The 25,947-nt window shown below is 67.6% G+C and carries 32 protein-coding genes; 10 read left to right on the top strand and 22 right to left on the bottom strand.

Annotated elements, in window-relative coordinates:
* Positions 1-9 precede the first annotated feature (9 nt).
* The 5 genes from A9310_RS18245 to A9310_RS18225 are packed head-to-tail and all read right to left on the bottom strand — an operon-like array spanning position 10 to position 2,725.
* Entirely contained in the window at positions 10-321 is a 312-nt protein-coding gene (locus A9310_RS18245) for a PE family protein (protein WP_065631837.1), read from the bottom strand.
* Positions 318-1,610 carry a hypothetical protein gene (locus tag A9310_RS18240; RefSeq protein ID WP_254661297.1) on the bottom strand — a complete coding sequence of 431 codons (1,293 nt, stop codon included), beginning with the start codon at positions 1,608-1,610 and terminating at the stop codon, positions 318-320. Before A9310_RS18240 ends, A9310_RS18245 begins: the two co-directional genes overlap by 4 nt.
* Positions 1,611-1,657: 47 nt before the next feature.
* Complete coding sequence (locus A9310_RS18235; protein WP_058251955.1) at positions 1,658-1,966, bottom strand: type VII secretion target; 309 nt, start codon at positions 1,964-1,966, stop codon at positions 1,658-1,660.
* 58 nt (positions 1,967-2,024) lie between these two features.
* Positions 2,025-2,336 carry a YbaB/EbfC family nucleoid-associated protein gene (locus tag A9310_RS18230; RefSeq protein ID WP_065631898.1) on the bottom strand — a complete coding sequence of 104 codons (312 nt, stop codon included), beginning with the start codon at positions 2,334-2,336 and terminating at the stop codon, positions 2,025-2,027.
* Positions 2,337-2,344: 8 nt separating this feature from the next.
* Positions 2,345-2,725 (bottom strand): hypothetical protein, encoded by a 381-nt coding sequence (locus A9310_RS18225; protein WP_065631835.1) that lies wholly within the window; start codon positions 2,723-2,725, stop codon positions 2,345-2,347.
* Positions 2,726-3,098: 373 nt separating this feature from the next.
* Here A9310_RS18225 and A9310_RS18220 point away from each other — a divergent pair, with 373 nt between their 5' ends.
* Positions 3,099-4,745, top strand: a complete 1,647-nt coding sequence (locus A9310_RS18220) for a MinD/ParA family protein (protein ID WP_065631834.1) — start codon at positions 3,099-3,101, stop codon at positions 4,743-4,745.
* A 322-nt stretch (positions 4,746-5,067) separates the two neighbouring features.
* On the opposite strand, the gene A9310_RS18215 is transcribed toward A9310_RS18220, so the two are convergent.
* Complete coding sequence (locus tag A9310_RS18215; protein WP_065631897.1) at positions 5,068-5,694, bottom strand: DedA family protein; 627 nt, start codon at positions 5,692-5,694, stop codon at positions 5,068-5,070.
* A 241-nt stretch (positions 5,695-5,935) separates the two neighbouring features.
* Here A9310_RS18215 and A9310_RS18210 point away from each other — a divergent pair, with 241 nt between their 5' ends.
* Genes A9310_RS18210 through A9310_RS18200 form a run of 3 tightly spaced genes read left to right on the top strand, consistent with a single transcriptional unit; the run spans position 5,936 to position 8,356 of the window.
* Positions 5,936-7,012 (top strand): alpha/beta fold hydrolase, encoded by a 1,077-nt coding sequence (locus A9310_RS18210; protein WP_065631833.1) that lies wholly within the window; start codon positions 5,936-5,938, stop codon positions 7,010-7,012.
* A 34-nt stretch (positions 7,013-7,046) separates the two neighbouring features.
* Positions 7,047-7,571 carry a hypothetical protein gene (locus A9310_RS18205; protein WP_065631832.1) on the top strand — a complete coding sequence of 175 codons (525 nt, stop codon included), beginning with the start codon at positions 7,047-7,049 and terminating at the stop codon, positions 7,569-7,571.
* A gap of 59 nt (positions 7,572-7,630) precedes the next feature.
* Entirely contained in the window at positions 7,631-8,356 is a 726-nt protein-coding gene (locus A9310_RS18200; protein ID WP_065631831.1) for a TM2 domain-containing protein, read from the top strand.
* 89 nt (positions 8,357-8,445) lie between these two features.
* On the opposite strand, the gene truA is transcribed toward A9310_RS18200, so the two are convergent.
* The 8 genes from truA to infA form a co-directional block, all read right to left on the bottom strand.
* Entirely contained in the window at positions 8,446-9,384 is a 939-nt protein-coding gene (gene truA / locus A9310_RS18195) for a tRNA pseudouridine(38-40) synthase TruA (RefSeq protein ID WP_083207441.1), read from the bottom strand.
* On the bottom strand, positions 9,341-9,961 hold the full coding sequence (gene rplQ / locus A9310_RS18190) for a 50S ribosomal protein L17 (RefSeq protein WP_065631830.1): 621 nt from the start codon (positions 9,959-9,961) through the stop codon (positions 9,341-9,343). Before rplQ ends, truA begins: the two co-directional genes overlap by 44 nt.
* Before the next feature lie 81 nt (positions 9,962-10,042).
* A complete protein-coding gene (locus A9310_RS18185; RefSeq protein WP_058251963.1) occupies positions 10,043-11,095 on the bottom strand; it encodes a DNA-directed RNA polymerase subunit alpha in 1,053 nt (350 codons plus the stop codon).
* Between the two features lie 79 nt (positions 11,096-11,174).
* Complete coding sequence (gene rpsD, locus A9310_RS18180) at positions 11,175-11,780, bottom strand: 30S ribosomal protein S4 (RefSeq protein WP_058251964.1); 606 nt, start codon at positions 11,778-11,780, stop codon at positions 11,175-11,177.
* Between the two features lie 24 nt (positions 11,781-11,804).
* On the bottom strand, positions 11,805-12,212 hold the full coding sequence (gene rpsK / locus A9310_RS18175) for a 30S ribosomal protein S11 (RefSeq protein ID WP_004023536.1): 408 nt from the start codon (positions 12,210-12,212) through the stop codon (positions 11,805-11,807).
* A complete protein-coding gene (gene rpsM / locus A9310_RS18170) occupies positions 12,212-12,580 on the bottom strand; it encodes a 30S ribosomal protein S13 (protein ID WP_004023537.1) in 369 nt (122 codons plus the stop codon). Before rpsM ends, rpsK begins: the two co-directional genes overlap by 1 nt.
* Positions 12,581-12,790: 210 nt before the next feature.
* Positions 12,791-12,904 (bottom strand): 50S ribosomal protein L36, encoded by a 114-nt coding sequence (gene rpmJ / locus A9310_RS18165; RefSeq protein WP_005207978.1) that lies wholly within the window; start codon positions 12,902-12,904, stop codon positions 12,791-12,793.
* 117 nt (positions 12,905-13,021) lie between these two features.
* The gene (gene infA, locus A9310_RS18160; protein WP_004023539.1) at positions 13,022-13,243 is read right to left on the bottom strand and encodes a translation initiation factor IF-1; all 222 of its coding nucleotides are present in this window, start codon (positions 13,241-13,243) and stop codon (positions 13,022-13,024) included.
* 184 nt (positions 13,244-13,427) lie between these two features.
* Between infA and A9310_RS26405 the strand changes: the two genes are divergently transcribed.
* From A9310_RS26405 to fdhD, 6 genes are read left to right on the top strand one after another with little or no spacing between them, the layout of a single operon-like run.
* On the top strand, positions 13,428-13,637 hold the full coding sequence (locus tag A9310_RS26405) for a hypothetical protein (RefSeq protein WP_254661296.1): 210 nt from the start codon (positions 13,428-13,430) through the stop codon (positions 13,635-13,637).
* Positions 13,638-13,650: 13 nt separating this feature from the next.
* Positions 13,651-13,836, top strand: a complete 186-nt coding sequence (locus tag A9310_RS26400; protein ID WP_254661295.1) for a hypothetical protein — start codon at positions 13,651-13,653, stop codon at positions 13,834-13,836.
* A gap of 27 nt (positions 13,837-13,863) precedes the next feature.
* Positions 13,864-14,256 (top strand): phage holin family protein, encoded by a 393-nt coding sequence (locus A9310_RS18150; RefSeq protein ID WP_058251965.1) that lies wholly within the window; start codon positions 13,864-13,866, stop codon positions 14,254-14,256.
* Positions 14,253-15,002: an SIMPL domain-containing protein gene (locus tag A9310_RS18145; protein WP_065631829.1), complete on the top strand. Its 750-nt coding sequence runs from the start codon at positions 14,253-14,255 to the stop codon at positions 15,000-15,002. The genes A9310_RS18150 and A9310_RS18145 overlap by 4 nt, the downstream gene beginning before the upstream one ends.
* Before the next feature lie 40 nt (positions 15,003-15,042).
* Entirely contained in the window at positions 15,043-15,492 is a 450-nt protein-coding gene (gene dtd / locus A9310_RS18140) for a D-aminoacyl-tRNA deacylase (RefSeq protein WP_065631828.1), read from the top strand.
* Between the two features lie 40 nt (positions 15,493-15,532).
* Complete coding sequence (gene fdhD, locus A9310_RS18135) at positions 15,533-16,399, top strand: formate dehydrogenase accessory sulfurtransferase FdhD (protein WP_065631895.1); 867 nt, start codon at positions 15,533-15,535, stop codon at positions 16,397-16,399.
* Here the strand turns inward: fdhD and A9310_RS18130 are convergent.
* From A9310_RS18130 to secY, 8 genes are all read right to left on the bottom strand, one after another.
* Positions 16,371-17,501, bottom strand: coding sequence for an ABC transporter ATP-binding protein (locus tag A9310_RS18130; protein WP_065631827.1), 1,131 nt, complete (start codon positions 17,499-17,501; stop codon positions 16,371-16,373). The two genes, fdhD and A9310_RS18130, sit on opposite strands and share 29 nt — an antisense overlap.
* A 49-nt stretch (positions 17,502-17,550) precedes the next feature.
* Positions 17,551-18,864: an ABC transporter substrate-binding protein gene (locus tag A9310_RS18125; protein ID WP_065631826.1), complete on the bottom strand. Its 1,314-nt coding sequence runs from the start codon at positions 18,862-18,864 to the stop codon at positions 17,551-17,553.
* Positions 18,865-18,969: 105 nt separating this feature from the next.
* On the bottom strand, positions 18,970-19,806 hold the full coding sequence (locus tag A9310_RS18120; RefSeq protein ID WP_065631825.1) for a carbohydrate ABC transporter permease: 837 nt from the start codon (positions 19,804-19,806) through the stop codon (positions 18,970-18,972).
* A 116-nt stretch (positions 19,807-19,922) separates the two neighbouring features.
* A complete protein-coding gene (locus A9310_RS18115) occupies positions 19,923-20,837 on the bottom strand; it encodes a carbohydrate ABC transporter permease (RefSeq protein WP_175401171.1) in 915 nt (304 codons plus the stop codon).
* Between the two features lie 88 nt (positions 20,838-20,925).
* Positions 20,926-23,013 carry a bifunctional lysylphosphatidylglycerol flippase/synthetase MprF gene (locus A9310_RS18110; protein WP_065631824.1) on the bottom strand — a complete coding sequence of 696 codons (2,088 nt, stop codon included), beginning with the start codon at positions 23,011-23,013 and terminating at the stop codon, positions 20,926-20,928.
* 136 nt (positions 23,014-23,149) lie between these two features.
* Positions 23,150-23,947, bottom strand: coding sequence for a type I methionyl aminopeptidase (gene map / locus A9310_RS18105; protein WP_058251973.1), 798 nt, complete (start codon positions 23,945-23,947; stop codon positions 23,150-23,152).
* Between the two features lie 54 nt (positions 23,948-24,001).
* The gene (locus A9310_RS18100) at positions 24,002-24,556 is read right to left on the bottom strand and encodes an adenylate kinase (RefSeq protein ID WP_004023564.1); all 555 of its coding nucleotides are present in this window, start codon (positions 24,554-24,556) and stop codon (positions 24,002-24,004) included.
* A complete protein-coding gene (gene secY, locus A9310_RS18095; RefSeq protein ID WP_058251974.1) occupies positions 24,553-25,881 on the bottom strand; it encodes a preprotein translocase subunit SecY in 1,329 nt (442 codons plus the stop codon). Before secY ends, A9310_RS18100 begins: the two co-directional genes overlap by 4 nt.
* Positions 25,882-25,947: the final 66 nt, after the last annotated feature.

Raw genomic sequence — 25,947 nt, 5'->3', positions numbered from 1 at the left:
CGCGCTCTGCTACAGCGCCACCCGGAAGGCGTCCGACGCCTCGGCATCGCCCTCGATGAAGCCGGCGGCCTGCGCGCGGAGTACGGCGGCGATCTTCCGCATCTCCAGAACTCCCGTCGCCGCGTCGGTTTCGAACTTCTCGGCCACCGTCGTGAAACTCTCGGCAGCTGCGGTCGAGACCTCATCGCGACCCTGCGCGGCCACGGGCAACGCCCGACCGGCGGCGGTGAGCGCGTGCTCCAGGCGATCGGCGATCCGGTCGAGGTCGCTTGCCGCCGAGACCAGTTCGGCGGGTTCGACGCGGAGTTGCGAGTTGCTCATACTTCCTCGTTTCGTTTCGGACCGGGCACGCCCAGTCGCAGTTCGATGTCCGGGCTGGGATCGGGTTCTGCGGCTTCCTCATGGCCGATGACCGCTGGCGCGACCTCGGGCGACTCACCGACCACGCGACGGCCGTTGTCCTCGGTGACGAGATAGTCGGGTACCGAGTGCTGGTCGTCCGCGGCGCCCGCGCCCCGCGCGCCCGCGGCACCCATCGGGGCACCGCCCATCGGTGCGCCACCCATCGGCATCGCGGCAGGCGCCGTCACAGGCCTGGCGGTCGTCGATGCACCGAGCGCGGGTTCGCCGAGGTTAAAGTTCGTCGGGACGGTCGGCCGCGAAGCGCCCAGCGGCGTCGCTATTCCGCCCACGCCTGCGATGCCACCGCCACCGCCTCCTCCCCCGCCACCACCACCGCCGCCCGCGCCCTTCGACTTCGGCGACAGCGCAGCCGGGACGACGGCGGGAGAACCGTGTTCGACATTCAGCATCTTGCTGATCGGTTGCATCAGCGAGGTGGGCAGTTCGGTGGCCGTCGACATCGCCGGCGACACGACGTCGAGGATCGAACTGGCCAGCGTGAACGGCGATTGTCCCGCGCCCGCGGTGGGTGCACCGGTGACGGCGACCGGGGCACCGTTCACGGCCATCGCCGTCGTCGGGCCGAGTAGTTCGGCCCGGGTCACCGCGACCGCGGCGGTCGCCTGCGACAGTCCGACGGAGGCGAACCCGGCCGCAGCTGCGAAGCCTGCGCCGACCGCCGGTCCCATCATCATCGGTACCGCGAAGCCGGTGATCTTCGCGACCGTCGCCGCGATGATCCCCTGCACGACTGCGAGTCCCTTTGCCACGATCGCGGCCGCCGTCTTGGTATCCAACGAGATCCCCGACCCCTGCGTGGCCAGAGCCGAACTGTTCGCCCCCGCCTCGGCGGTCTTGGCGCCGGCGCTCACCGCGCCCTGCCCTGCCCACAGCTGGTCGGCGAGTTTGAGTGCGCTCTGCCCCATCGTCATCGACGTCTCGAGCACCTTGGTGAGGCTCTCGAAGATGACGGTCGGGTCGAAGCCGCCACCCGAGAGGTCACCGGTGCCGAAACCGCCCAGCAGGTCGGTCATCGGTTTGATGAACATGTCCAGGTTCGGTGGCTGCAGCGGTGGCAGTCCCGGCATCGGCGGCAACGGGGGCAGCACCGGCAGCGGAGGCAGACCCAGTCCGCCCAGGACGTCGGCGACCGTGCGGTCGAGGATAGGGCCGAGCGGGGTCGCCTCGATCATCTCCTGCACCGTCATGTGATTCAGGGCAGGCACATCCGGGATGCCCGGTAGCGGTGGAACCGTCACAGCACCGAACGGATGGCTGCGGCACTGGCGGCATCGGTGCCCTCGAACTCGGCGAGACCCGCCGCAGTCGACGCCGCGGTGGCGGCATGGACGGCCGCGAGCTGCCCCACCGACATGAGGTGACTGGCCTGCGCAGCGATGAACGCGGCGAGGAACTCCTGCCCGATGAGCCCGAAGACGGGGACCATCGCCGCGGTGTTGGCCGCGGCGTCGATCGACCCGGCGGTGCCGACGGCGGTCGCCATCGCGGCGTTCGTGGCGGCGAAGCCCTCGAGCACCTCCGGCGTCACCTTGACGTTCGTCATTCTCGAACCCCCTCGTGGGTGTCAGTCTGATAGATCGGTGTCATGTCGGCCGGGTCCGTCATTCGGCCGGACGAGCGGCCAGGATGTCGCCGAACGACTCGTTGAACTCCTCGGTCACCGCGGCGATCCGGGCGTAGACCTTCTGTGCGGCCAGCGCGGCGGTCGTCACGACCTGGTCGGCCAGCCGGCTCGCGCCGAGTTCGTTGGCGCCGTATGCGAATTCGAGGTCGATGAGCGCGCCTTTGCCGTCCACCTCGGCGGTGACCAGCCCGTCGGACGACGTCTCCCGGACCGAGATCGCGCGTAGCTTCTCCTGAAACCCGTGCAGGCCGTCGAGCTGCCGTTGCGCGCGCGCCTCGAGTTCGTCCATCCCCCAGGTCATCGCTGCAACCACGACGCGGGCGCGTCGGCTTCCTCGTCGTCGCGCCATTCGGCTCGTGCGAGATCGTCCGGGCGGGGCAACTGCATCTCCTGCACGAGGTCTCGGTCGATGCCGGCGGCGAGCAGGTTCTCGCGGAGCCGGATACCGGCGGACATCGCCGCCTGCTGACAGAGTCGGAGGATGTCGCTGGCGAGCAGAGCCGGATCCTTGTCGAGTTCGGACGCCTCGATACGAACCGCCACCGGAAGACCTTGCGCGGTGGTCCGGACGCCGAGACCGCCGGATCGGGACCGCGCGGTCACGAACTCGTGCAACACCGCCCACGGGTCGTCGGGATCACCGTCGACGAGATCCCGAGGATCGTCGGAGTAGGTCATGGAAAGCTGCACCCCCTTCACGCCGAATATGACGCAGCCGGGGCCCCTTCCGGTTCCATCGAATTTTCGTTCGACGGAACCAGACCTCCCACATACGGATCCGTGAGGAACCGCGCACCCCGCTGCGCACATGTGTTGAGTGCCTGCATAGTGCCATACTCGGTTCGGCCCCACCACACCAGAGATGCACTATGCCGAACGCGTGTCCTCGAGACGGCCCTGTGGACGTCGTCCGGACCAGGTCGAGGACCTTGGGTAGACTGCCGCAGGACGCAGCCGGGGTCGATCGACAAAACGGGGTGGATCGCTGCACGCCTCGCCGAACTCGCCGCAACGCGATCGGCGCCCGGCCGCTTGACCAGAGGATTCCCCGATGACGTACGAGAACCCGACGAGACCGGACGGAACCGGGCCCGGCAGCCCTGATACCGACGCCCCGGCGCCGCCGCCCTGGCTGCAGTTCGCCCCGCCGACCGCCGCTCCACAACAGCCGCCGGCAGCAGCACCCGCGGCGCCCGCACCCCGGGGACCGTCCGCACGCCCGGACAGCGCATCACCGGCCCGCGAGACGATGCCCCCGCGGCCGGACTTCGAAAACCGGTCCGCGCCACCGCCCGACCATCCCGCCGCCGTCCGTCCGCCCGCCGACCATGCCGGCGCCGCCGACCGCCCCGGGCCCACGCCCGCCGGTCCGCATCCTCACGACGGGCCCGCTCCGCCGGAGTCGCGTCCCGAGATCTCACCGGCCGAGAACCCGGTCGCTCCCCCGTGGCCGCCGCAGGCCCCTCCCGTCCCGGGGCCGGACCACTTCGGACCCCACAACCTCGGACCCGGGCACGTCACCGGCCCGGCACCGTCATCCGGAATGCCGCCGCACCCCGCCTCGCCGCAGATCGTGCCGCCCGCCCCGCCGGCTCCCCAGTCCGCTCCCGCGTGGTCCGCCCAGCCGGGGATGCCACCGACTCCGGTCGCCGGCCATCAACCTCCGCCGTACGCGGGCCCCGCTCCGATGGGCCCCGGTCCCGCCCCCGCCTTTCCCGGGCAGCCGATGCAGCACGGGTACGGGCCACCGTCGGGAGGCCCCTCGCTCGACGAGGTGGCCCTCATCCGAAAGGCCCGTCGCGCACCGAGTCGCGGCTGGCGTCGTGCGGTGCACACGCTGTCGGCCGGCGCGATCAATCCCGGTGAGTCGCAGGGCGACATCGAATACCAGCAGCTGCTCGAACGGGTGAACCGGCCGGTCCGGGGCGACTATCGGATCGCCGTGTTGTCGCTGAAGGGCGGAGTCGGCAAGACGACGACCACCGTCGGCCTCGGCTCGACGTTCGCCTCCCTGCGGGGCGACCGCGTGATCGCCGTCGACGCCAATCCCGACCTCGGTACGCTCGCACAGCGCATTCCGCAGCAGACCCGGTCGACCGTCCGCGACCTGCTCGCCGATGAGAACGTCTACCGCTACTCAGACGTCCGGGCCCACACGTCGCAGGCCCCGAGTCGCCTCGAAGTCCTTGCCTCCGAACGAGATCCGGCGATGGCCGAGGCGTTCAACGAGGAGGAGTACCGCGGCGTCATCACCGTGCTGCAGCGCTTCTACAACATCATCATCACCGACTGCGGCACCGGTCTGAGCCACTCGGCGATGAACGGGGTCCTCGACCTCGCGAACACGATCACCCTCGTCAGTTCCCCGGCTCTCGACGGCGCACGCAGCGCCGGCGCGACCCTGGACTGGCTGGAGGCGCACGGTTTCGGACCCCTCGTCTCGCGCGCCGTGGTCGTCCTGAGTTCGTCGCGACCCGGGTCGTCGACCATCGACACCGACCAGCTGGGTCAGCACTTCCTCACGCGGTGCCGCGCCGTGCACAAGATCCCGTTCGACGACCATCTCGCCGAAGGCGCGGACGTCGACCTCGAACTGATGTCGAAGCCGACGAAGCGGTCGTTCGTCGAACTCGCCGCGACCATCGCCGACGATTTCTCGGGTGGTCCCGGACAACGAGAAGAGCCGTTCCTCCGCTGACCGACCCCTGATCCCGGGGGGGCGGCCGACGGGACCTGGTGAGACGCGGGGCCGACCCTTCGTGACGCGCCCTCCGCAGGCTCCGGGCGCTCCTCAGGGACCGGTGGTTGGTCGCGCCTTTCCGCAGGCTCCGGGCGCTCCTCAGGGAGCGTGGGTTGGTCGCGCCTTTCCGCAGGCTCCGGGCGCTCCTCAGGGAGCGGCGGTTGGTCGCGCCTTTCCGCGAGCTCCGGGCGCTCCTCAGGGGAGCAGAGGGAGGGCGTCGCTTGCACCCCTCAGACCAGCGATTTTGTTGTTCTTTCGGATCAGGGACCGGCGGTTCGCCTCAAGGCGTCTCGGCGCGCCGATCCCGGCGCGCGATCCGCCAGCGCCGACCGAAGTGGATGAACGTCGGTATGACGATCGTGCACACGGAGGCGATGATGAAGATCTCGATGTTGTCGCGGATGACCGGGATGTTGCCGAGGAAGTAGCCGAGCAGGATGATCCCGGCCGCCCAGGTGAAACTGCCGAGCACACTGAACAGGGTGAACGTCCGATGTGGCATGCCGCTGAAGCCGGCGACCAGCGGGGTCAGGGTGCGGACGATCCCGATGAACCGGCCGAAGAACACGGTGAGCGGCCCGAAGCGGTCGAAGTAGTGGTTCGTCTTGGCGAGATACTCGGGTCCGATGGTGCGCATCAGTTTGCCCTCGACCACCCCGCGCCCCACACGGCGGCCGATGAAGTAGCCGCACTGGTCGCCGATGATCGCCGCCAGCGGCACAGCCAGGCACAACAGCCACAGCGGTGCGAAGGGATCGGGTTGCGCAGCGAACACGCCGGCGGTGAAGAGCACCGAGTCGCCGGGAAAGATGAACCCGACCAGGATGCCGGTCTCCACGAAGATCAGCACGCAGAGTCCGATGAGGCCACCGGTGGCCACGAAGGACTCGATGTCGAAGGGGTTCATCGAATCCAACACTAGTGGCGCAGCGACCCGCCGGGGCCCGGTGACCGTCGCGACGTGGCAAAGCGTCGGCAACCATTCAGATCCCGGCAACCCAGGTCCGGCCGGCACCCCGGCACCCGACGCGCACGACGACCGGTGATGCGGTTTACTCGACGACTAGCGGGACAACGCCCGTTGCCATCCACCGCTCCGTCGCGAGGACGCGACCGACACCGCCCGAGCGACACCGAGGGGAGAGACAGTGCCCACCAAGCACCGGGATCCGTCCCCGACCACGACGTCCGGTCCGACGCTGCGTCCGGTCTCCGACACCGACGTCCGCATCGAGTACCACACCATCCACGGCTACCGGCGCGCCTACCGGATCGCCGGCAGCGGTCCGGCGCTGCTGCTCATCCACGGCATCGGTGACAACTCGTCGACGTGGGACGAGGTCATCCCGATCCTCGCGCAGCACTACACCGTCATCGCACCCGACCTGCTCGGCCACGGGGAATCGGACAAGCCACGCGCCGACTACTCGGTGCCGGCCTTCGCCAACGGCATGCGCGACCTCCTCGTCGTCCTGGGGATCAGCAAGGTGACGGTCGTCGGCCACTCCCTGGGCGGCGGCGTCGCGATGCAGTTCTGCTATCAGTTCCCGCGCTTCGTCGAGCGCCTGGTGCTGGTCGCGGCCGGCGGGGTCACCCGCGACGTCAACCCCGCCCTGCGGTTGTTCTCGCTGCCCGTCGTCCCGCAGGTGCTGTCGGTACTCCGCGTCCCCGGCGTGATCCCTGGTCTCACGACGCTCGCGAAAGCGATCGTCGCCGCGCCGGTGCCGCCCCTGTTCCCGTCCTCGGCCACGCCCGAACATCTACTGGCCGACCACGAGGACCTCATGCGGGTCCTCGGTGGGCTCGCCGACCCCACCGCGTCGGCCGCCTTCCTCCGCACCCTGCGCGCCGTCGTCGACTGGCGCGGCCAGTCCGTCACGATGCTCGACCGCTGCTACCTCACCGAACGCCTGCCGGTCCTGCTCGTGTGGGGCGACCGGGACATCGTGATCCCCCATCACCACGGCGAACTGGCGCACTCGGCGATCCCACACTCGGAGTTCGAGACCTTCTCCGGCTCAGGACATTTCCCGTTCCACGACGACCCCGAACGGTTCTGCCGGATCGTCATCGACTTCATCGCGCGCCACGCGCCGGTGGAATTCGATCCGCTCAACTGGCGGCATCTGATGTCCGAGGGCGCCCATCCGGAGCAGTTCGTCGGCGACGACGAGACCGTCGACGAGGTGCTCGAGGCCTTCGGAGACGAGCGCAACGCCACCTGACCCGAAACACACACTCGTATGCCACCATTGCGGGATGACGTACCCGGGGAATGGCAATGACGGCACCCGTCCGTTGCCGCATCAGCCGAACGCCTACGACTCCAGTCCCGGCTTCGTGCCCGCTCCCGCCCAATTCCCGGGCCCCGGCATGGGTTACGCGCCGCCCGGGCCGTTCTTCGACGCGGGTGCCGCAGCATTACCCGAGCCGCCGCTCGTGGTCATCGGTGACATCACGTGCACCCAGCACTACGTGATCACGCCGTCGGGCACGTTCCCGCTCGCGGGTTCGCAGTGGGAGGTCACCGACATGTCCGTGTCCTCCGAACAGATGTCGCAGACGGGCCTGGTGCTGGCGCTCGTCGGGTTCTTTCTGATCTGCTTTCTGAGTCTGCTGTTCTTGCTGATGAAAGAACGGCGCACAACGGGCTTCATCCAGGTACGGGTCCGGGGCGCGGGCGGCGCGATGCACGTCACCAACATCCCCGCCACGTCGCCCTGGACGATGAGCGATGTGTCCGGTCGCGTGTACTACGCACGCGAACTGGCCACCGTCGCCTGAGCCGCCCGCACGTTCGAGATGAGCACGCCGCTCCATCCAGTCACGAGGAGGACCACCCGATGACCACACCAGACAACCCGGGCGACAAGCCCCACGACCCGTTCGTCAAGCAGCCACCGGCCGACGCCTCGCCGTCGTACGGCACCGACCCCGGCCAGCAGCCGGTGGGTTCGGAGTTCGGCACCGCGGGGCCCTCGCAGCCCGGCGTCGGCAATCCCCAGTACGGCGACCAGCAGTACGGGAGCCAGCAATACGGCGACCAGCAATACGGCGACCAGCAATACGGCGACCAGCAATACGGCGACCAGCAATACGGCGACCAGCAATACGGGAACCAGCAGTACGGGGCACCCCAGCAGTACGGTGACCAGCAGTACGGTGGCCAGCAGTTCGGGGCACCGCAGCAGTACGGCGCACCCCAGCAGTACGGGGCTCCGCAGGGCGGGTATCCCGCGGCGCCCGGTTACGGCTACGGCGGCGCTCCCGACCCCACTGCTCCCTATGGCCGCGACCCGGCCACCGGCGAACCGCTGTCCGACAAGTCGAAGCTGGTTGCCGGCCTGCTGCAGATCTTCCTGGGCAGCCTGGGCGTCGGCCGCTTCTACATCGGCGACAACACCACCGGCGCGATTCAACTCGGCCTGACGATCCTCGGCTACATCACCGCGATCTTCCTGATCGGGTTCGTCATCATCTTCGGTGTCGCCATCTGGGCGCTGGTCGACGGCATCATGATGCTGACCGGCAGTGTTCGGGACAAGAACGGCCTCAAGCTGGGCAACTGACCGCTGCGCTCGAGGAGGCCCCGGGGATCGGTCCCCGGGGCCTCCTTGTGTCACAACAACTCCGGGGTCGCCGTCGAGACGGCGGGTGGTCACCCACCGCAGCAACCGGTCGACCCGCGCACGTCGCGGGTCACCGTGTTGCGTGCGGCGAGTTCGTCGTCGGCGGGATAGTCGACGCCGACCAGGCACAGACCCCGGGCCTCGGCGACGGGTACCTGGCTACTGCGTTCCCGCTCCTCGAGAAGCCCACGGCACCAGTCGATGTCGCGCCTGCCGTCGCCCACACTCGCGACCGCGCCGACCAGCGACCGCACCATCGACCAGCAGAACGCGTCCGCGCTCACCTCGCCGACGAGGACTCCTTCGGCGTCCCGAGTCCAAGAGAACCGCTGCAATTCCCGGATCGTGGTCGCACCCTCCCGCCGACGGCAGAACGCCGCGAAGTCGTTCAGGCCGAGCAACTCCGACGATGCCGCGTTCAACGCGTCGACGTCGAGCGGCCGACGCCATGTCGCGGTCGTCCGCGCGACCACCGGTTCGGCACCCCACCGTGCATCGGTCAACCGGTAGCGGTAATGCCGGCGCAGCGCCGAGAACCGAGCGTCGAACTCCTCCGGGACGACGCGCACGGCCGTCACCCGGACGTCATCGGGACACATCTTCGCGAGACGCCCGACGAGCGTCGCGGGGTCGCCGGCGATCGATCGGGTCTCCAGCACCGACCGCGGAACCGCGGCGTGTGCGACCTGCCCGGTCGCATGCACACCGGCGTCGGTGCGCCCCGCCACGGTCAGCCGCACCGGCACCCGTAGGACCGTCGACAACCTCGTCTCGAGTTCCTCGCACACGCTGCGCTGGCCGACCTGCCGTGCCCATCCGGCGAAGTCGGTGCCGTCGTACGAGATGTCGAAGCGGAGACGACAGAACCCGCCGGCACCGGAATCGGCGCCGACGGGTTCGGTCTGCGGTTCTCGACTCAGTCGACTACTTCTTCTCACCGTCGACGTCGGCTCCGGCTGCCTCGGCATCGGGAGCGGTCGCGGCGGTGGACTCGTCGTCGACGGCCTCGGCGACAGCTTCGGCGTTGGCGACCTCGGCATCGGTGGCGTCGGCCTCGACGGCCTCCACCACGTTCGCGTCAGCCGAATCGGTATCAGCGACAACCTCTTCGGTGGCGTCGAGCTTGTCCTCGGCGGCCTTCTTGGAGGCGGCGACGCGGGTCGCGCGGCTGGCCTCGCTCGACGCGGTGGACTCGCGCACCAGCTCGATCACGGCCATGGGGGCGTTGTCGCCCTTGCGCGGCAGCGTCTTGATGATGCGCGTGTAGCCACCGGGACGATCGGCGAAGAACGGGCCGATCTCGTCGAACAACGTGTGCACGACGTCCTTGTCACGGATGTCCTTCAGCACCTCACGGCGGTTGGCCAGCTTGCCGGCCTTGGCGTGGGTGATGATCTTCTCCGCGTACGGACGCAGGCGCTTGGCCTTGGCTTCCGTGGTGGTGATGCGGCCGTGCTCGAAGAGCGAGGTGGCGAGATTCGCCAGCATCGCCTTCTGGTGGCTGGCCGACCCGCCGAGGCGGGCACCCTTGGTGGGCTTGGGCATTGTCTTCTCCTAGGAGGACCCCGCATCACTCGATGCGGAAGTCAGGGTTGGGCAGTGACAGCTACCGCCGCGTCGTAGCGACTACAGCTGCTCGGTCTCCGCGAAATCCTCACCGGAATCGGCGTCGAAGGACGCGTCTTCCGACCACGTGCCGGTGGCCGGGTCGTAACCCGCGACCTGCGACGGATCGAAGCTGGCCGGGCTGTCCTTGAGGGACAGGCCGAGCGCGTGCAGCTTGACCTTGACCTCGTCGATCGACTTCTGACCGAAGTTGCGGATGTCGAGCAGATCCGACTCGGTCCGTGCAACCAGCTCGCCGACGGTGTGCACACCCTCGCGCTTGAGGCAGTTGTAGGAACGAACGGTCAGCTCGAGATCCTCGATCGGCAGGCTGAACGACGCGATGTGGTCGGCCTCGGCCGGCGACGGCCCGATCTCGATGCCCTCGGCCTCGACGTTGAGCTCCCGGGCGAGGCCGAACAGCTCCACCAGGGTCTTGCCCGCCGATGCCAGCGCGTCACGCGCACTGATCGAGTTCTTGGTCTCCACATCGAGCACCAGTCGATCGAAGTCGGTGCGCTGTTCGACACGGGTGGCCTCGACCTTGTAGGTCACCTTGAGCACCGGCGAGTAGATCGAGTCGACCGGGATGCGGCCGATCTCGGCACCCGACGCCTTGTTCTGCACGGCCGGGACGTATCCGCGGCCCCGCTCGACGACGAGCTCGATCTCGAGCTTGCCCTTGTCGTTCAGGGTGGCGATGTGCAGATCGGGGTTGTGCACGGTGACACCGGCCGGGGGCACGATGTCGGCACCGGTGACGGTGCCCGGACCCTGCTTGCGCACGTACATGGTGACCGGCTCGTCCTCGTCCGAGCTGACCACGAGGCCCTTGAGGTTCAGGATGATGTCGGTGACATCCTCCTTGACCCCGGCCACGGTGGTGAACTCGTGGAGGACACCGTCGATGCGGATGCTGGTGATGGCTGCACCCGGGATCGAGCTGAGCAGCGTACGACGCAGCGAGTTGCCGAGGGTGTAGCCGAAGCCCGGCTCGAGCGGCTCGATGACGAACTTCGAGCGGTTCTCGGCGAGGACTTCCTCGGTGAGGGTGGGTCGCTGTGAGATGAGCATTCTGTGGATCTCTCCTTTGGCCGCCCGCTATATGACGGCCTCGAGGGGTGTACCGAACAGCTGTTGCTGTCGGGCGGTGTTACTTCGAGTAGAACTCGACGATGAGCTGCTCGGTCAGCGGGACATCGATCTGGGCACGCTCGGGCACGCTGTGCACGAGAACACGCAGGGTCGACGGCACGACCTGGAGCCAACCCGGAACCGGACGATCGCCGACGAGCTCCTTGGCGATCTGGAACGGGACGGTCTGCAGCGACTTCGGGCGGACATCGATGATGTCGTACTGGCTGACGCGGTAGCTGGGCACGTCGACCTTCACACCGTTGACGGTGAAGTGGCCGTGGCTGACCAGCTGGCGGGCCTGGCGACGGGTACGCGCGATGCCGGAGCGGTAGATCACGTTGTCGAGACGGGTCTCGAGGATCTTCAGCAGTTCGTCACCGGTCTTGCCGGTGCGACGGTTCGCCTCTTCGTAGTAGCGACGGAACTGCTTCTCCAGGACGCCATAGGTGAAGCGCGCCTTCTGCTTCTCCTGCAGCTGGAGCAGGTACTCGCTCTCCTTGATCCGCGAACGGCCGTGCTGGCCGGGCGGGTAGGGGCGACGCTCGAAGGCAGCGTCTCCACCGATCAGGTCGACGCGAAGACGACGAGACTTCTTGGTTGCGGGGCCGGTATAACGAGCCATGTTTCTCTGTTCCTCCCTTTCCCGCTAGACCCGACGCCGCTTGGGCGGACGGCAACCGTTGTGCGGCTGCGGGGTGACATCGGAAATGGTGCCGACCTCGAGGCCGGCTGCCTGCAGGGAGCGGATGGCGGTCTCGCGACCCGAACCCGGTCCCTTGACGAACACGTCGACCTTCTTGACGCCGTGCTCCTGGGCCTTGCGCGCAGCGTTCTCGGCCGCGAGCTGAGCCGCGAACGGGGTGCTCTTGCGCGAGCCCTTGAAACCGACGTGGCCCGACGACGCCCAGCTGATGATGTTGCCGCTGGGATCGCTGATCGACACGATGGTGTTGTTGAACGTCGACTTGATGTGTGCGTGGCCGTGCGGGACGTTCTTCTTATCGCGACGGCGGGTGCCCTTCTTGGGGCCTGCGCTACGTGACTTCGGAGGCATTACTTCTTCTTCCCGGCGATGGTCTTCTTCGGGCCCTTGCGAGTGCGGGCATTGGTCTTGGTGCGCTGTCCACGAACGGGCAGGCCACGACGGTGGCGCAGACCCTGGTAGCAGCCGATCTCGATCTTGCGACGGATGTCGGCCTGCACCTCGCGACGGAGGTCACCCTCGACCTTCACCGAGGCTTCGATGTACTCACGCAGCTTCGAGACGTCTGCGTCGGTGAGATCCTTCGCTCGGAGGTCAGGGCTCAGGCCCGTTCCCTCGAGGATCTCCTTGGAGGTGGTGCGCCCAACTCCGTAGATGTAGGTCAGTGCGATCTCCAGCCGCTTCTCGCGGGGGAGATCCACACCAGCAACACGTGCCATGTGGCGGATTTCCTTTTCGATTTTCAGAGGTCTGCTCCCAGTCCGTCCCGCGAGCTGGTGCCGAACCGTGTGTCCGGCCTCGTGGGCTCCGGCCTCTGATCCGGAGGTAGGCGGTGACGCGTCTGTCGCCGCTGGTGTTGGGAGGTCCTTGTGTATTGAGTTGTCGATCTTCAGTTGTTCTGACTCAAGCGACCCGGAGGGTGCGCGTGATCAGCCCTGACGCTGCTTGTGACGCAGGTTCTCGCAGATCACCATGACCCGACCGTTACGACGGATCACCTTGCACTTCTCGCAGATCGGCTTGACGCTCGGCTGAACCTTCACGTCAATCTCTCCTGCTCGGCTCGCCCGCGCGCACGCCGAAACGGCCGTACACGTGGGTGTCGGTCTCCTCCCGAACGGATGTCCGGGAAGTCTGTCCCCGGCGACGCCGGGAAAGTCCTACTTGTAGCGGTACACGATTCGCCCACGAGCCAGGTCGTAGGGCGAGAGTTCCACGACGACCCGGTCCTCGGGCAGGATGCGGATGTAGTGCTGCCGCATCTTGCCGCTGATGTGGGCGAGAACCTTGTGTCCGTTCTCCAGCTCAATACGAAACATCGCATTGGGCAGGGGTTCGATCACTCGACCCTCGACCTCGATGGCCCCGTCTTTCTTCGCCATGTCCTCCGCGATCCTGGCCGTGACCACGACATCCGGGCGACGTCGCGGCCCATTGGCCGGGTTGAATCAGTGTTTGTCCGTTAGGGTGTGGGCACCGGTCCGCGAGGACCTGCACCCGGTGTGCGCCGACCGGACCCACGTGCTGACACGCCGAGGCCCGGCGCGCGATGCGCACCGACGGTCCATGCTACGCGAACAGGCAGGCCAGGCCAAATGCGTGCGCGGCGTCGCAAGGAGGTCCAAGCGGATGGGGACGGTCGACGACTATCTCGACGGGCTCGACCCGGACGACCGCGCGGTCATCTCCCGGTTCTATGACGTCTCCCGCGACACGGTCCCCGGCACCGCGCAGGGCAAGGGCTACGGGATGGGAGGCCCTGACGTATCGCGGTAGCCCGCTCCTGTCGGTGATCCGCACCAAGAAGCACATCGGGCTGTACCCGTTCAGCCCCGACGCGGTCGACGCCGGGCGGCCGTTCCTCGCGGGATTCGACGTCCAGAAGGGCACCGTACGTTTCCAGCCCGACGCCCCTCCGTCAGACGACGCGATCCGCGCCATGATGACGTTCCGTCGCGATCAGATCGATGGTTGAGGCGAGGGGTGCTGGCACAATGTCGCCATGCTTGCCTTCCTCGTCCGCACCGTGCTGACCGCGGTGGCCCTGTGGGTCGCGACGCTGATCGTGCCGGGCATCGACTTCGTGGGCGGTTCGACGACCGCCGAGAAGGTCGGTATCGCCCTGGTGGTCGCCGTGATCTTCGGCGTCCTGAACGCGATCATCAAGCCGATCGTGCAGATCATCGCGATCCCCTTCTACATCCTCACGCTCGGTCTGATCCACATCGTCATCAACGCGTTGATGCTGGAGCTCACCGCATGGATCACCCGCAACACCACGCACTGGGGACTCGAGGTCGACGACTTCTTCTGGTCGGCGATCTTCGGCGCCATCGTCGTGTCGGTCGTCGGCTGGCTGCTCGCGCTGCTGATGCGGGACCCGGTCGACCGATGACGAGAACACGCGGCGCCGACACACGGCGCCCCGCACTCCGGACGACGTCGGTCCTCGCGGCGCTCGCCGCCGTGGTCCTGGTGGTGGCCGGGTGCGGCAGCGACACCGGCGGGCAGCCACGGTCGGTGACCGTCGTCGGGTCGGGCCAGGTCAGCGGCACCCCGGACACCCTGCGCGCCGACATCGGCGTGGAGGCGACCGCGTCCGATGTGACGACCGCGCTGAACGAGACGAGCGCCAAGGTCACCGCGGTCACCGACGCGGTCGTCGCGGCCGGGGTGGAGCGCAAGGACGTCGCCACGCAGCAGGTGTCGGTGAACCCGCAGTATTCGAGTCCCGCACCCGGCGGTTCGAGCCAGATCAGCGGATACACCGCGACCAACACCATCCGCGTGACCATCCGCGACATCTCGACGGCGTCGACCGTGCTGAGCGCCGCCGCGACCGCCGGTGGGGACAACACGCGCATCAACAACGTCGCCTTCGCCATCGACGACGACTCGGAACTCCTCGAGAAGGCGCGCGAAGCCGCGTTCACCGACGCCCGGGGCCGCGCGCAGCAGTACGCCGGTCTCGCCGGCGACTCACTCGGCGACGTGCTGACCATCAAGGAGAGCACCAGCGGCCAGGAACAGCCGGTCTCGCCCGGTACCTTCGAACGCGACGTGGCGGCCGCGCCCGTACCGGTCGAGCCCGGCCAGCAGGAACTCACCTTCACCGTCACGGTCACGTTCGCGCTCGACTGAACACCCCGTCCGTGCACCGCACCCGGAGATCGGAGGACCGATGCGCGCCGTGCTCCAGCGCGTCAGCCGAGCGAGTGTGAGCGTCGACGGCGAGGTCGTCGGCGAGCTCGACATCCCGCCCGGCGGCGCGGGTCTCGTCGCGCTCGTCGGTGTCACACACGACGACACCACCGACCACGCGGTCCGGCTCGCCGACAAGATCTGGCGCCTGCGGATCTTCGACGGCGGGGACGGTCCCGAACGCGCGGCCGCCGACCTCGACGCCCCGATCCTGGTGATCAGCCAGTTCACGCTCTATGCCAACACCGCGAAGGGCCGGCGCCCGTCGTGGAATGCCGCCGCGCCCGGGCCCGTCGCCGAACCGCTGGTCGACGCGGTGGTCGACGCGCTCCGGGCCGCCGGCGCCACCGTGGCCACCGGCCGTTTCGGGGCGCACATGGAAGTCGGTCTCGTCAACGACGGCCCGGTCACCCTGGTGCTCGACGTCTGAGACCGCAGCCACGAACAGTCGCAGGACTACCGTGGTGCCGGTGGGACGAATCACCGCACGCCGCCGCGTCACCCGTATCCGACGCGATGCGGAACCGACGCAGCGCGCGGACACCCTGGCCGTCGAGGAGCCGCTCGAGATCCGGGTCGGCGGGCGCACACTCGCGGTCACCATGCGCACTCCCGGCCACGACTTCGAACTGGTCGCCGGCTACCTGGTCTCCGAAGGTGTGGTGACCACCGGCGCGGATTACTCGACGGCCCGTTACTGCGCAGGCACCGACGCGCAGGGCGCCAACACCTACAACGTCATCGACGCGACGCTCGCCCCGCATGTGCCGCCACCCGGTTCCGAGATGGTCCGCGCCAACCCCGTCACGAGTGCATGCGGCATCTGCGGCAAGGACAGCATCGCCGCGGTCCACACCGCGTCGGTCCATGATCCCGCCGCCGACACCATGACCGTGGCCGCCGGGACGGTCCTGGACCTCCCCGACCGGTTGCGCGCCGAACAGAGCGTCTTCGACAAGACCGGTGGCCTGCACGCCGCCGCGCTGTTCGACGCGGATGGTCGCATGCTCGCCGTCCGGGAGGACGTCGGTCGGCACAACGCCGTGGACAAGGTGATCGGGTGGGCGGTTCTCGCCGACCGACTACCCCTGTCGGGCACCGTCCTCCAGGTCTCCGGCCGCGCGAGCTTCGAACTCGTCCAGAAAGCCGCGATGGCGGGAATCTCGATGCTGTGCGCGGTCTCCGCGCCGTCGTCACTGGCGGCCGACGCCGCCGACGACCTCGGCATCACGCTCGTCGGCTTCTCTCGCGGCGAGTCGATGGTGATCTACAGCCGTCCCGATCGGATCTCCCTGTCCGAGGCCGCGATCACCGAAGAGGTTTCGGTCCCGCGCTGAGGTCGTGACGACGCGGATCGTCGAGGGCGACCCCGCTGATCGGATCGAACCAGTACGTCTCGTCGACCTCCGGGGTCAGCCCGATCACGTCACCGACCTCGATCGTCCGGCGATGATCGACACGGATGACGATGCGACTCCCGCGCAGCCGGACGTCCGCGCTGCAGTAGACGAACTGTTCGGCCCCCAGCTCCTCGACGAGATCGACCGTTGCAGTGAGGTTCCCGGCCTGCGGTGCAGCCGACACCTGCCACGACTCGGCACGCAGACCGACGACGACGTCGCCCGCGGACGCCGACGACAGCACCGACGGCGGAACCCGGACCTCGGCGCCACCGAGGCGTACGATGCCCGCGTCCACCCGGGCGTCGATCAGACACATCTGCGGCGAGCCCATGAACGACGCCACGAACAGGTTCGCGGGCCGCGAGTAGATCTCACGCGGACTCCCGACCTGTTGCAGCACACCGTGGTCGAGTACGGCGACCCGGTGCCCCATGGTCATCGCCTCGACCTGGTCGTGGGTCACATAGAGCGTCGTGATGCCGAGTTCCCGCTGCATGGCCGCGATCTGGGCACGCGTGCTCACCCGCAACTTGGCGTCGAGGTTCGACAGCGGCTCATCCATGCAGAAGACCTTGGGACGCCGCACGATCGCCCGCCCCATCGCCACCCGCTGCCGTTGCCCGCCGGACAGCTTCGCCGGCTTGCGACCGAGAAGCGGGGTGAGCTCGAGCATCTCGGCCACCTCACCGACCCGGGCCGCGGTGTCGGACTTGCTCATCCCGGCATTGCGGAGCGCGAAGCCCATGTTGTCGGCGACCGTCATGTTCGGGTACAGGGCGTAGTTCTGGAAGACCATCGCCACGTCCCTGGCCTTCGGCGCCATCCCGACGACGTCGACGTCGTCGATCAGGATCGCACCGGATTCGACCGACTCCAGACCCGCGACCATCCGCAGGCTCGTGGACTTGCCGCATCCCGACGGTCCCACGAGCACCATGAACTCGCCGTCGTCGACGGCCAGGTCGAGCGAGTCGACGGCGGGTTTCTGGCCGTCGGCGAAGCGCCGGGTCGCGCCGTCGAAGGTCACCGATGCCACGACCGGCCCCCTCGTCGCCGGCCCACGACCGGCCCCGCCACGTCGCCCGTCATGACGGGAGCTTCGGCGCGATCTGCGCCTCGTAGATCTGCGCGATCTGGCGCTGGGTGTCGGCGAGGGTCGCGGCGACATCGGCGTTCTGCAGGCCGATGCGCTCGTAACCGGTGCCGATGATCTTGTCGCCGCCGGGGACGAAGACCCGCGCGTTGTTCTGCGGTTGTGTCCGCGGAAGCTGCTCGATGGCGGTGGCGAAGTTCGGGTTCTTCTCCAGGAACGCGACCATCGACGGGTCGTCCTGCGCGGATTTGCGCACCGGCATGTAGCCGACATTCTGCGAGAAGTAGGCGGTGTTCTCGGTGTTGGTGATGAACTCGATGAACTTCAGCGCGTTGACCTTGCGCTCGTCGGACAGTTTGGCCGGGACCGCGAGACCGGCACCGCCCGTCGGGCAACCCGAGACCCCCTGCGGCGCGGGCAGGAAGGCGGTACCGAAGTCGAAGGCGGCGTTCTCCGTGATGCCCGACAGATCGCCGGTCGAGGCGATGGTCGAGGCGATGATGCCGGCGCTGAAGTCGCCGGCGATGTCGTTGGAGATCTTCGCGTACCGCTTCGTGTTGATCGACTCGCTCAGATATTGCGCGGCCGCAACGGTCTTCGGATCGGTGAACTTCAGCTCCCAGTCGTTCGAGTAGGCGCCGCCGAATGTCCAGGTCGGCCCCTGGAAGGTCCATCCGAGGTAGTCGGTCGCGTTGCCCCAGCCGTGCGCGCGCTTGTCGCCGCCGACCACGGTCTGGATCCGCGGGCCCCAGTCGTCGAACTCGTCCCAGGTCTGCGGGCCGCGGTCGGGCAGGCCGGCCCGGCGCCACACGTCTTTGTTGTAGTAGAACAGCGGAGTCGACCGCGCGTACGGCAACGCCCACGTCTGGTTGTTCCACTTGTAGTCGCCGACAAGCGAATCGACGTAGTCGGCGGTGTTCACGTTCGCAGGGCCGAAGAGGTCGTCGAGGGGGCTGATCGCGCCGATGAGCGCGAAGTTGAACCACCAGACGTCGGACAGGATCATGATGTCGGGCACGGCACCGCCGGACAGCGCGGCGTTGAACTTCTGCGCCGCCTCCTCGTAGTTCTTGCCGGCGTCGACGAGCTGCACGGTGATGCCCGGGTTGGCCGCCTCGAACCGAGAGATGAGTTCTCGTTCGACCTCGATGGATTTGCCGGGGTGATTCGACCAGAAGCTCAGCTTCGAGGCGTCGCCCGACGACGAACCGCCGTCACCCGAGGTTCCGGCGCATGCGGCCACCAGAGCACCGGCCGCGGCCGTCGCGGACGCGGCGAGGAACCCGCGCCGGGACATGTTCATCATCTGTCGTCTCCTTCGATCGTCTGTGTGTGAGTCGTTCTCGTGCATGGTGGTTCTCGTGCTGGGCGTTCTCGTGCCTGGTGTTCTGGCTTGTGGGGTGCCGGCCGGTCAGCCCTTGACGGCCCCGGAGGTCAGGCCCTTGATCATGTGCCGTTGCAGGGCCAGGAAGAGGACGAGCATCGGCACCATCGCGAGCACGGTTGCCGCCATGACCGGGCCCCAGTTGGTGAGACCGTCGCTGTTCTGCAGGAGGGTCAATCCCACGGGTAGCGTGGCAACCGAGGCGTCGTCGGCCATCAGGAACGGCCACAGGTACTCGTTCCACTCGTTGACGAGGGTGATCGTCGCGAAGGCGACCATCGTCGGGATCGACAGCGGCAACGCCACTCTGGTGAGCAGGCGGAAGTGACCTGCCCCGTCCATCCGCGCCGCCTCGATGATCTCGGGCGGGATGGACAGGAAGTGGTTGCGCATCAGGAAGGTCCCGAATGCGACACCGGCGAGCGGCAGGATGATGCCGATGAAGGTGTTCCGCAGTCCCAGTTGGGCCACCAGGGCGTAGTTGGTGATGACGGTGATCTGGTTGGGCACCATGAGCGCGGCGATGATGACGACGAACACGATGTTCTTGCCCGGGAAGCGCAGGAACACCAGCCCGTACGCGCTCAGCACGCCCAGCACGAACTTGGCCACGCCGAGGATCGAGGTCACGATGACCGAGTTGCGCAGGTAGCTCCAGAACGGTACCGACGTCGTGGCCTCGACGTAGTTCTCGGGACGCCACGTCGACGGCCACCACACGGCCGGTTGCACGTAGATCTCGGTGCGATCCTTGAACGACGCCACCAGGATCCACACCAGGGGCAGCGCGATGATCACCAGCACCACCGTCATCGCCGCGTACCCGCACACGTCGGCCAGTCGTCGGCGGGTGGCCGGCGTCATCGCCTCACCGCCGGGGCGCCGTCGCTTCTGCCCGGGGCCCGCCGGCGGACGTCTGGACTCGTCTGTGCGCCCCGGCGTGGCAACCCGTCCGGACACCGGACTCGTGGTGACGGGCCTCATCGCGCTCCCCTGTCCATCATGCGCACCTGGATCACCGTGATGGCCAGCAGGACGACGAACATGACGGTCGCGACGGTGGCGCCGTAGCCGGCACGGAAGTTGACGAAACTCTCCTCGTAGACCTGGTAGACCATCGTGGTGGTGCCGTTGCCCAACGGGCCGCCCCGGGTCATCACGTTGATGATGTCGAACACCTGTAACGAGTTGAGCAGCACGGTGATCGACAGGAAGAACGTCGTCGGCCGCAGTTGCGGCAACAGCACCTTGCGGAAATAGGTCCACCAGCCGGCTCCGTCGATCGCGGCCGCTTCGTCCAGATCGGTCCGTTTACCCTGCAGCGCAGCCAGATAGATGACGAACGCGTAACCGAGGTTCTTCCAGATGTAGGTCACCGTGATCATGAACAGTGCCCACGACGGCTGCTGGTAGAAGTCAGGTGCAGAGCCCAGTCCGAGGCGCACCATCACGTCGTTGACGAGGCCGAAACTGGGGTCGAAGACGAACTGGAAGGCGATGCCGACCGCCGCCCCGGACAGCACGAACGGAGCAAAAGCTGCCGATCGCACCAGATTTCGGCCGCGCAGTTTACGGTCGAGCAACAGTGCGAGCGCCAGGCCGATGACCATGCTGCCGACGACAGCGGCGACCGTGAAGATGACGGTGTTGGCGACGATCACCCGGGTATCGGCACGGGTGACCCATTCGAGGTAGTTGTCGATCCCGACGAACGTCGCTCCCGCCTCGGCGATGTTCCAGTCGTAGAACGACATCCGGATGTTCTCGACGAGCGGTCGATACGTGAACACGCCGAGGAGGACGAGGTTCGGCACGACGAGCAGGAGGAACAGCCCATAGCTTCGCCAGGGACGCCGCCCCGTTGCGGGCAGCACATGTTCGTCGACCGATGACACTGGCGAAGTCTCGCCGTAGGAGACGACCGGATGGTGAACTCAGGCGGCGATTCCCGTGAACGATGCCTTCACAGCCGGGGCGGGCGTGTCACTCCCCGCGTGACGCCGCCAGCCGGACCAGCTGACCGGTCGTGGCATCCGGCAGGTACGCCCTGGAGATGGCCACACCGATACGCGGCAGGTCGGATTCGTCCCGGAAGGCCAGATACACCGGCTCGTAGCGGGGGTTGAACTTCTTCTTGAAGGTGTGCAGTGAGCGGAATCCGTAATAGGGCTCGAGCGCGGCACCCAGCGTGTCGAGGAGCTTGTCGAGCGGCTCGGCGTCGAAGTCGCCCGTTCGCGCCAGGGGTGCGCCGGACAGCGAGATGAACTGCGCTCCCTCGTCTTTGAAGGCGACTGCCGACGAGGCGATGAGATACTCGACAACCGGCCCGAACCCGTCCGTTCGGCGTCGCATGATGTCGAGCGTCCATCCCGCGACGTCGCCACCCGGCGCGTACACCGGTAGCCACGAGAGCACGCCGTGCACGTTGCCCGTCGAGTCCACCGCGAGTGCCACCCGGACCGCGGGGTCCATCGCCTCCTCGACACTGCCCAGGGTGAATCCCATCTCGGGAAGGCCCTTGTCCCCCACCCACTCCTCCGAGATCGCGCGCACCTGGGTCTTGACGGCGAACGACTCGTCGGCCAGCGAGACCATCCGCATCGAGATGTCCTGCTTGGTGGCCTTGTTCATCGCCGATCGCACGTGCTGCCAAGGCTTGCCCTTGAACTCCAGACCCGGCAGGTCGACGATCGTGTCCTCGGCGATCTGCACACTGAGCCATCCGCGTCCGGTGACGATCTCCGAGGTCGCCGAGCCGATCGAGAACCAGCACGGAGTCGCGCCGGCGCTCTCCGCGAGGTCGACGAAGGCGTCGACGGCGTCGGCCAACCGCTCGGGTGCGCACACCGGGTCGGCCAGGGCCACCATGGTCCCGACGTGCTTTCGGTAGGTCACGACGGACTGGTCGTCGAGATCGCCCGCAGCGCCGGTGAACTGGTAGCTGTTGCCCGGCCAGGTCGTCATCCACGACATCGTGCCGCCGCCGTGCACCCGCAGCAGTTCCTTGACGCGGCCGACCGGATCGTCGTCCGAACCGGACGCACCGACCTGACGCACGCGCCACGGCACCGCGAACGCGAACCGGCCGGGGATCAGGATGGCCAGGACCAGCACCCAGAGCAACGTGGTTCCGAGCGTCACGGCGCCCTCCGACGACACGTCGGTGAAGACCACCAGGATCACCGCCAGGAGGGTCGCGATGACGTTGAGCGCACCGAGGACGACGGCTACCCACCACGCCCACCGCTTACCCCGCCGGAGTTGATCGGCGATGAGCACGTTGACGGCGAGGCCGATGAGCATCGTGAACACCGAGTCGTCCCCGGCGTCGGTCGGCCCGAGCGGTCCGCTGCCCGGGAACAGGAACACCAGGAGGTTCGCGCCCGCGATGACCAGCAGGGCAGCGCAACCCAGCATGCGGACCTCACGCCGGGTACGCGGCACCCAACCGTGTTCGTTGGTGGCGAAGAACTTCTCCCCCACGATCAGCATGATGATCGCGGCGAGGACGTACTCGACCGAGGCGAGGGTCCCCTCGAACAGGAACGCGACCGAGACGATGGCGCCCAACAGGACCCGCACACGTAACCGCCAGGGCGATCGCACGGTCGCCGAGGCCACCGCGACCGCCGAGACCACCAACGCCCCCACCCCGGTGGCGCGCGACTCCGCGAGTTGCTCCGCCCACCGCCACGACGTGACCTCGGAGGAGAGCAACCACAGCAGCAACACCGTCAGCAGGGATGCGATCAGGTGGCCGCCCACACCGACCAGAACGGCCCTCACGGTGCCCAACTGCCATTCGGCCCAACCCATTCCGACGACGACCGCGACCAGCGCCAGCAGGTACAGCCAGGGCCCGGGTTCGACGAACGCGGAGCTGACCGGCGTCCACCACTTGCCCTCCCGAAGGGCGGGAAGCCCGAAGGCCACCTCGTGATACCACGACTTGTCGTTCGCCCTACCCCACAGCGATCCGGTCGTCGCGCCGACGATCAGCAGTGCGGCCGCGAGGGCGACGGTGAACGGAAGCCGCCGCACGACGGTGAGCCAGGAGACGTCGGAATGCATGGTCAACGGTACGACGACACGACCCGCCGCACACGGTCATCTGGTTGATCGGTCACGCGCCGGACGCTGGAACCCACCATTCGCACAGTGCGCGATTCGTATCGGTTCCCGGTACGAATCCCGCACTGGCGTGGAGTCAGACCGGGCGCGGGGTGAGGATGCGGGGTCCGTCGGCGGTCACCGCGACGGTATGTTCCCAATGGGCGGAACGCGACCCGTCGTCGGTGACGACTGTCCAATCGTCGTCGAGGACGGTGGTGTCCGTTGTGCCCAGCGTCAGCATCGGCTCGATGGCCAGGGTGGAGCCGATCACGAGCGTCGGCCCCTTCCCGGGTTCACCCTCGTTCGCCAGGAACGGTTCCATGTGCATCTCGCGGCCGATGCCGTGTCCGCCGTAACCGTCGACGATGCCGAAGGGCCGGCCGAACTTCTTCTCCGCGGCGCGCGTACCGAGTTCGATGGCGTGGGAGATGTCGGTGAGGCGAGCGCCGTCGACCATGGCCGCGATCCCCGCCTCCATCGACAACCGCGTCGCCTCGGAGAGTTCCTCGTCGGCGGTGGACAGTTCCCCGACCCCGAAGGTCCAGGCCGAGTCCCCGTGCCAGCCGTCGAGGATGGCGCCGCAATCGATCGACACCAGATCGCCGTCGGCGAGAACGACGTCCGCGGACGGGATGCCGTGGACGACGACGTCGTTCACCGAGCTGCAGATGGATCCGGGAAAGCCGTGGTAGCCCTTGAACGAGGGCACCGCCCCGGCCCCCCGGATCACGGATTCGGCGACCTCGTCGAGATCGAGGGTGCTGACCCCCGGCTTCGCCGCATCGCGCACCGCGACGAGCGCGGCCCCGACAACCGCGCCCGCCGCGGCCATGGCATCGAGCTCGCCCGCACTGCGGAAGGGGACGACGCGCTTGCGCTTACGAAAACCCATGCCCTACAGCGATTCCTCGGTTGTCGGAGACTGTGCGGTCAGAACGCAGCGGGGTCAGGAGACGCCGGCGCCGAGCGCGCTCAGGACGCGCTGGTGGACGCCCTGGATGTCACCGACCGCGTCGATCGTCTTGACCTGGTCGCCGTAGTACGCGAGCAGCGGCGCGGTCTCCCGGGTGTAGACGTCCATCCGGTTGCGGATGACCTCTTCGGTGTCGTCGGCGCGGCCACGGGCCAGCATGCGCTCCACGACGACGTCGGTGTCGACGACGAACGAGAGCACGGCGTCGAGCGAGGCGTCGAGATTCGCCAGGATGTCGTTCAGCGCGTCGGCCTGCTCGGTCGAGCGCGGGAAACCGTCGAGGATGAAACCCTTCGACGCATCCGGCTCGCCGACGCGGGCGCGGACCATGTCCACCGTGATCTCGGACGGGACGAGGTTGCCGGCGTCGAGGTACTTCTTGGCCTCCACACCCACGGCGGTGCCCTGGGAGATGTTGGCGCGGAAGAGGTCACCGGTCGAGATGTGGGGGATCCCGAGTGCTTCGCTCAAAAGCTCCGCCTGGGTGCCTTTACCTGCTCCGGGCGGGCCGAGAATGACAAGTCTCACTTCAGGAATCCTTCGTACTTGCGTTGCATCAACTGACTGTTGATCTGCTTCATCGTGTCCAGACCCACGCCGACCATGATCAGTACGGCCGTACCACCGAACGGCAGGTTCTGGACGTTGCCGCTGTTACCGATCTCGAGGAACAGGTTCGGGAGTACCGCGATGATACCGAGGTAGATCGAGCCCGGCAGCGTGATGCGACTGAGCACATACCCGAGGTATTCGGCCGTGGGCGCTCCCGGACGGATGCCCGGGATGAATCCACCGTACTTCTTCATCTCGTCGGCGCGCTCCTCCGGATTGAACGTCACCGCCACGTAGAAGTACGTGAAGAAGATGATCATCAGGAAGTAGACGGCGATGTAGACGCCGTTGCTCGGATCGGTCAGGTACCTGGTGACGTATTCCTGCCAGGTCGACTGCGTCCCATCGGGATTGCGCGTGAGTTCGACGATCAGCTGCGGCAGATACAGCAGCGACGAGGCGAAGATCACCGGGATGACGCCGGCCTGGTTGACTTTCAGCGGCAGGTAGGTCGACGACCCGCCGTACATCTTGCGGCCCACCATGCGCTTGGCGTACTGCACCGGGATGCGGCGCTGGCCCTGCTCGATGAACACGACGCCGGCGACGATGATCAGCGCGGCGACACAGACGAGGGCGAAGACGAGTCCGCCGCGGCTGTTGAGGATGGTGCGACCTTCGGCGGGGATACGCGCGGCGATACCGGCGAAGATCAGCAGCGACATTCCGTTGCCGATGCCGCGCTCGGTGATGAGCTCACCGAACCACATGACGACACAGGCGCCGGCGGTCATGACGAGCACGATGATCGACAGACCGAAGATGCTCTGGTCGTTGAGGACTTCACCGCTCTGCGCACAGGACTGCGGAAGGAGCTGGCCACGGTCGGCGAGGGCCACGATGCCCGTCGACTGCAGGAGTGCGAGGGCCACGGCCAGGTAGCGCGTGTACTGCGTCATCTTGGCCTGGCCGGCCTGGCCCTCCTTGCGGAGTTGCTCGAAGCGCGGGATGACCACGGTCAGCAGCTGCACGATGATGGCCGCCGTGATGTACGGCATGATGCCGATCGCGAACACCGACAGCTGCAGCAGCGCGCCGCCGGAGAACAGGTTGATCAGGGAGTAGACCGAGCTCGACTCACCGGACGAGACCTCGTCGAGACACGCCTGCACGGCCTGGTAGTCGACACCCGGCGACGGGACGGTCGCTCCCAGCCGATACAGGATGATGATGCCGAGAACGAAGAGGATCTTCTTCCTCAGATCCGGCGTCCGAATGGCCGCGAAGAGGGGGGAAAGCACTAACTCCTCCTAGTAACGACCACGCGAGGTCTACGTTCCGGGTCGGTGCGACCCGACCCCCGTGTG

Source organism: Gordonia sp. UCD-TK1 (assembly GCF_001691435.1).
Classification (GTDB): domain Bacteria; phylum Actinomycetota; class Actinomycetes; order Mycobacteriales; family Mycobacteriaceae; genus Gordonia; species Gordonia hongkongensis.
The sequence above is the reverse complement of the archived record's forward strand: the minus strand, read 5'-3'. Positions and strand labels throughout refer to the sequence as shown.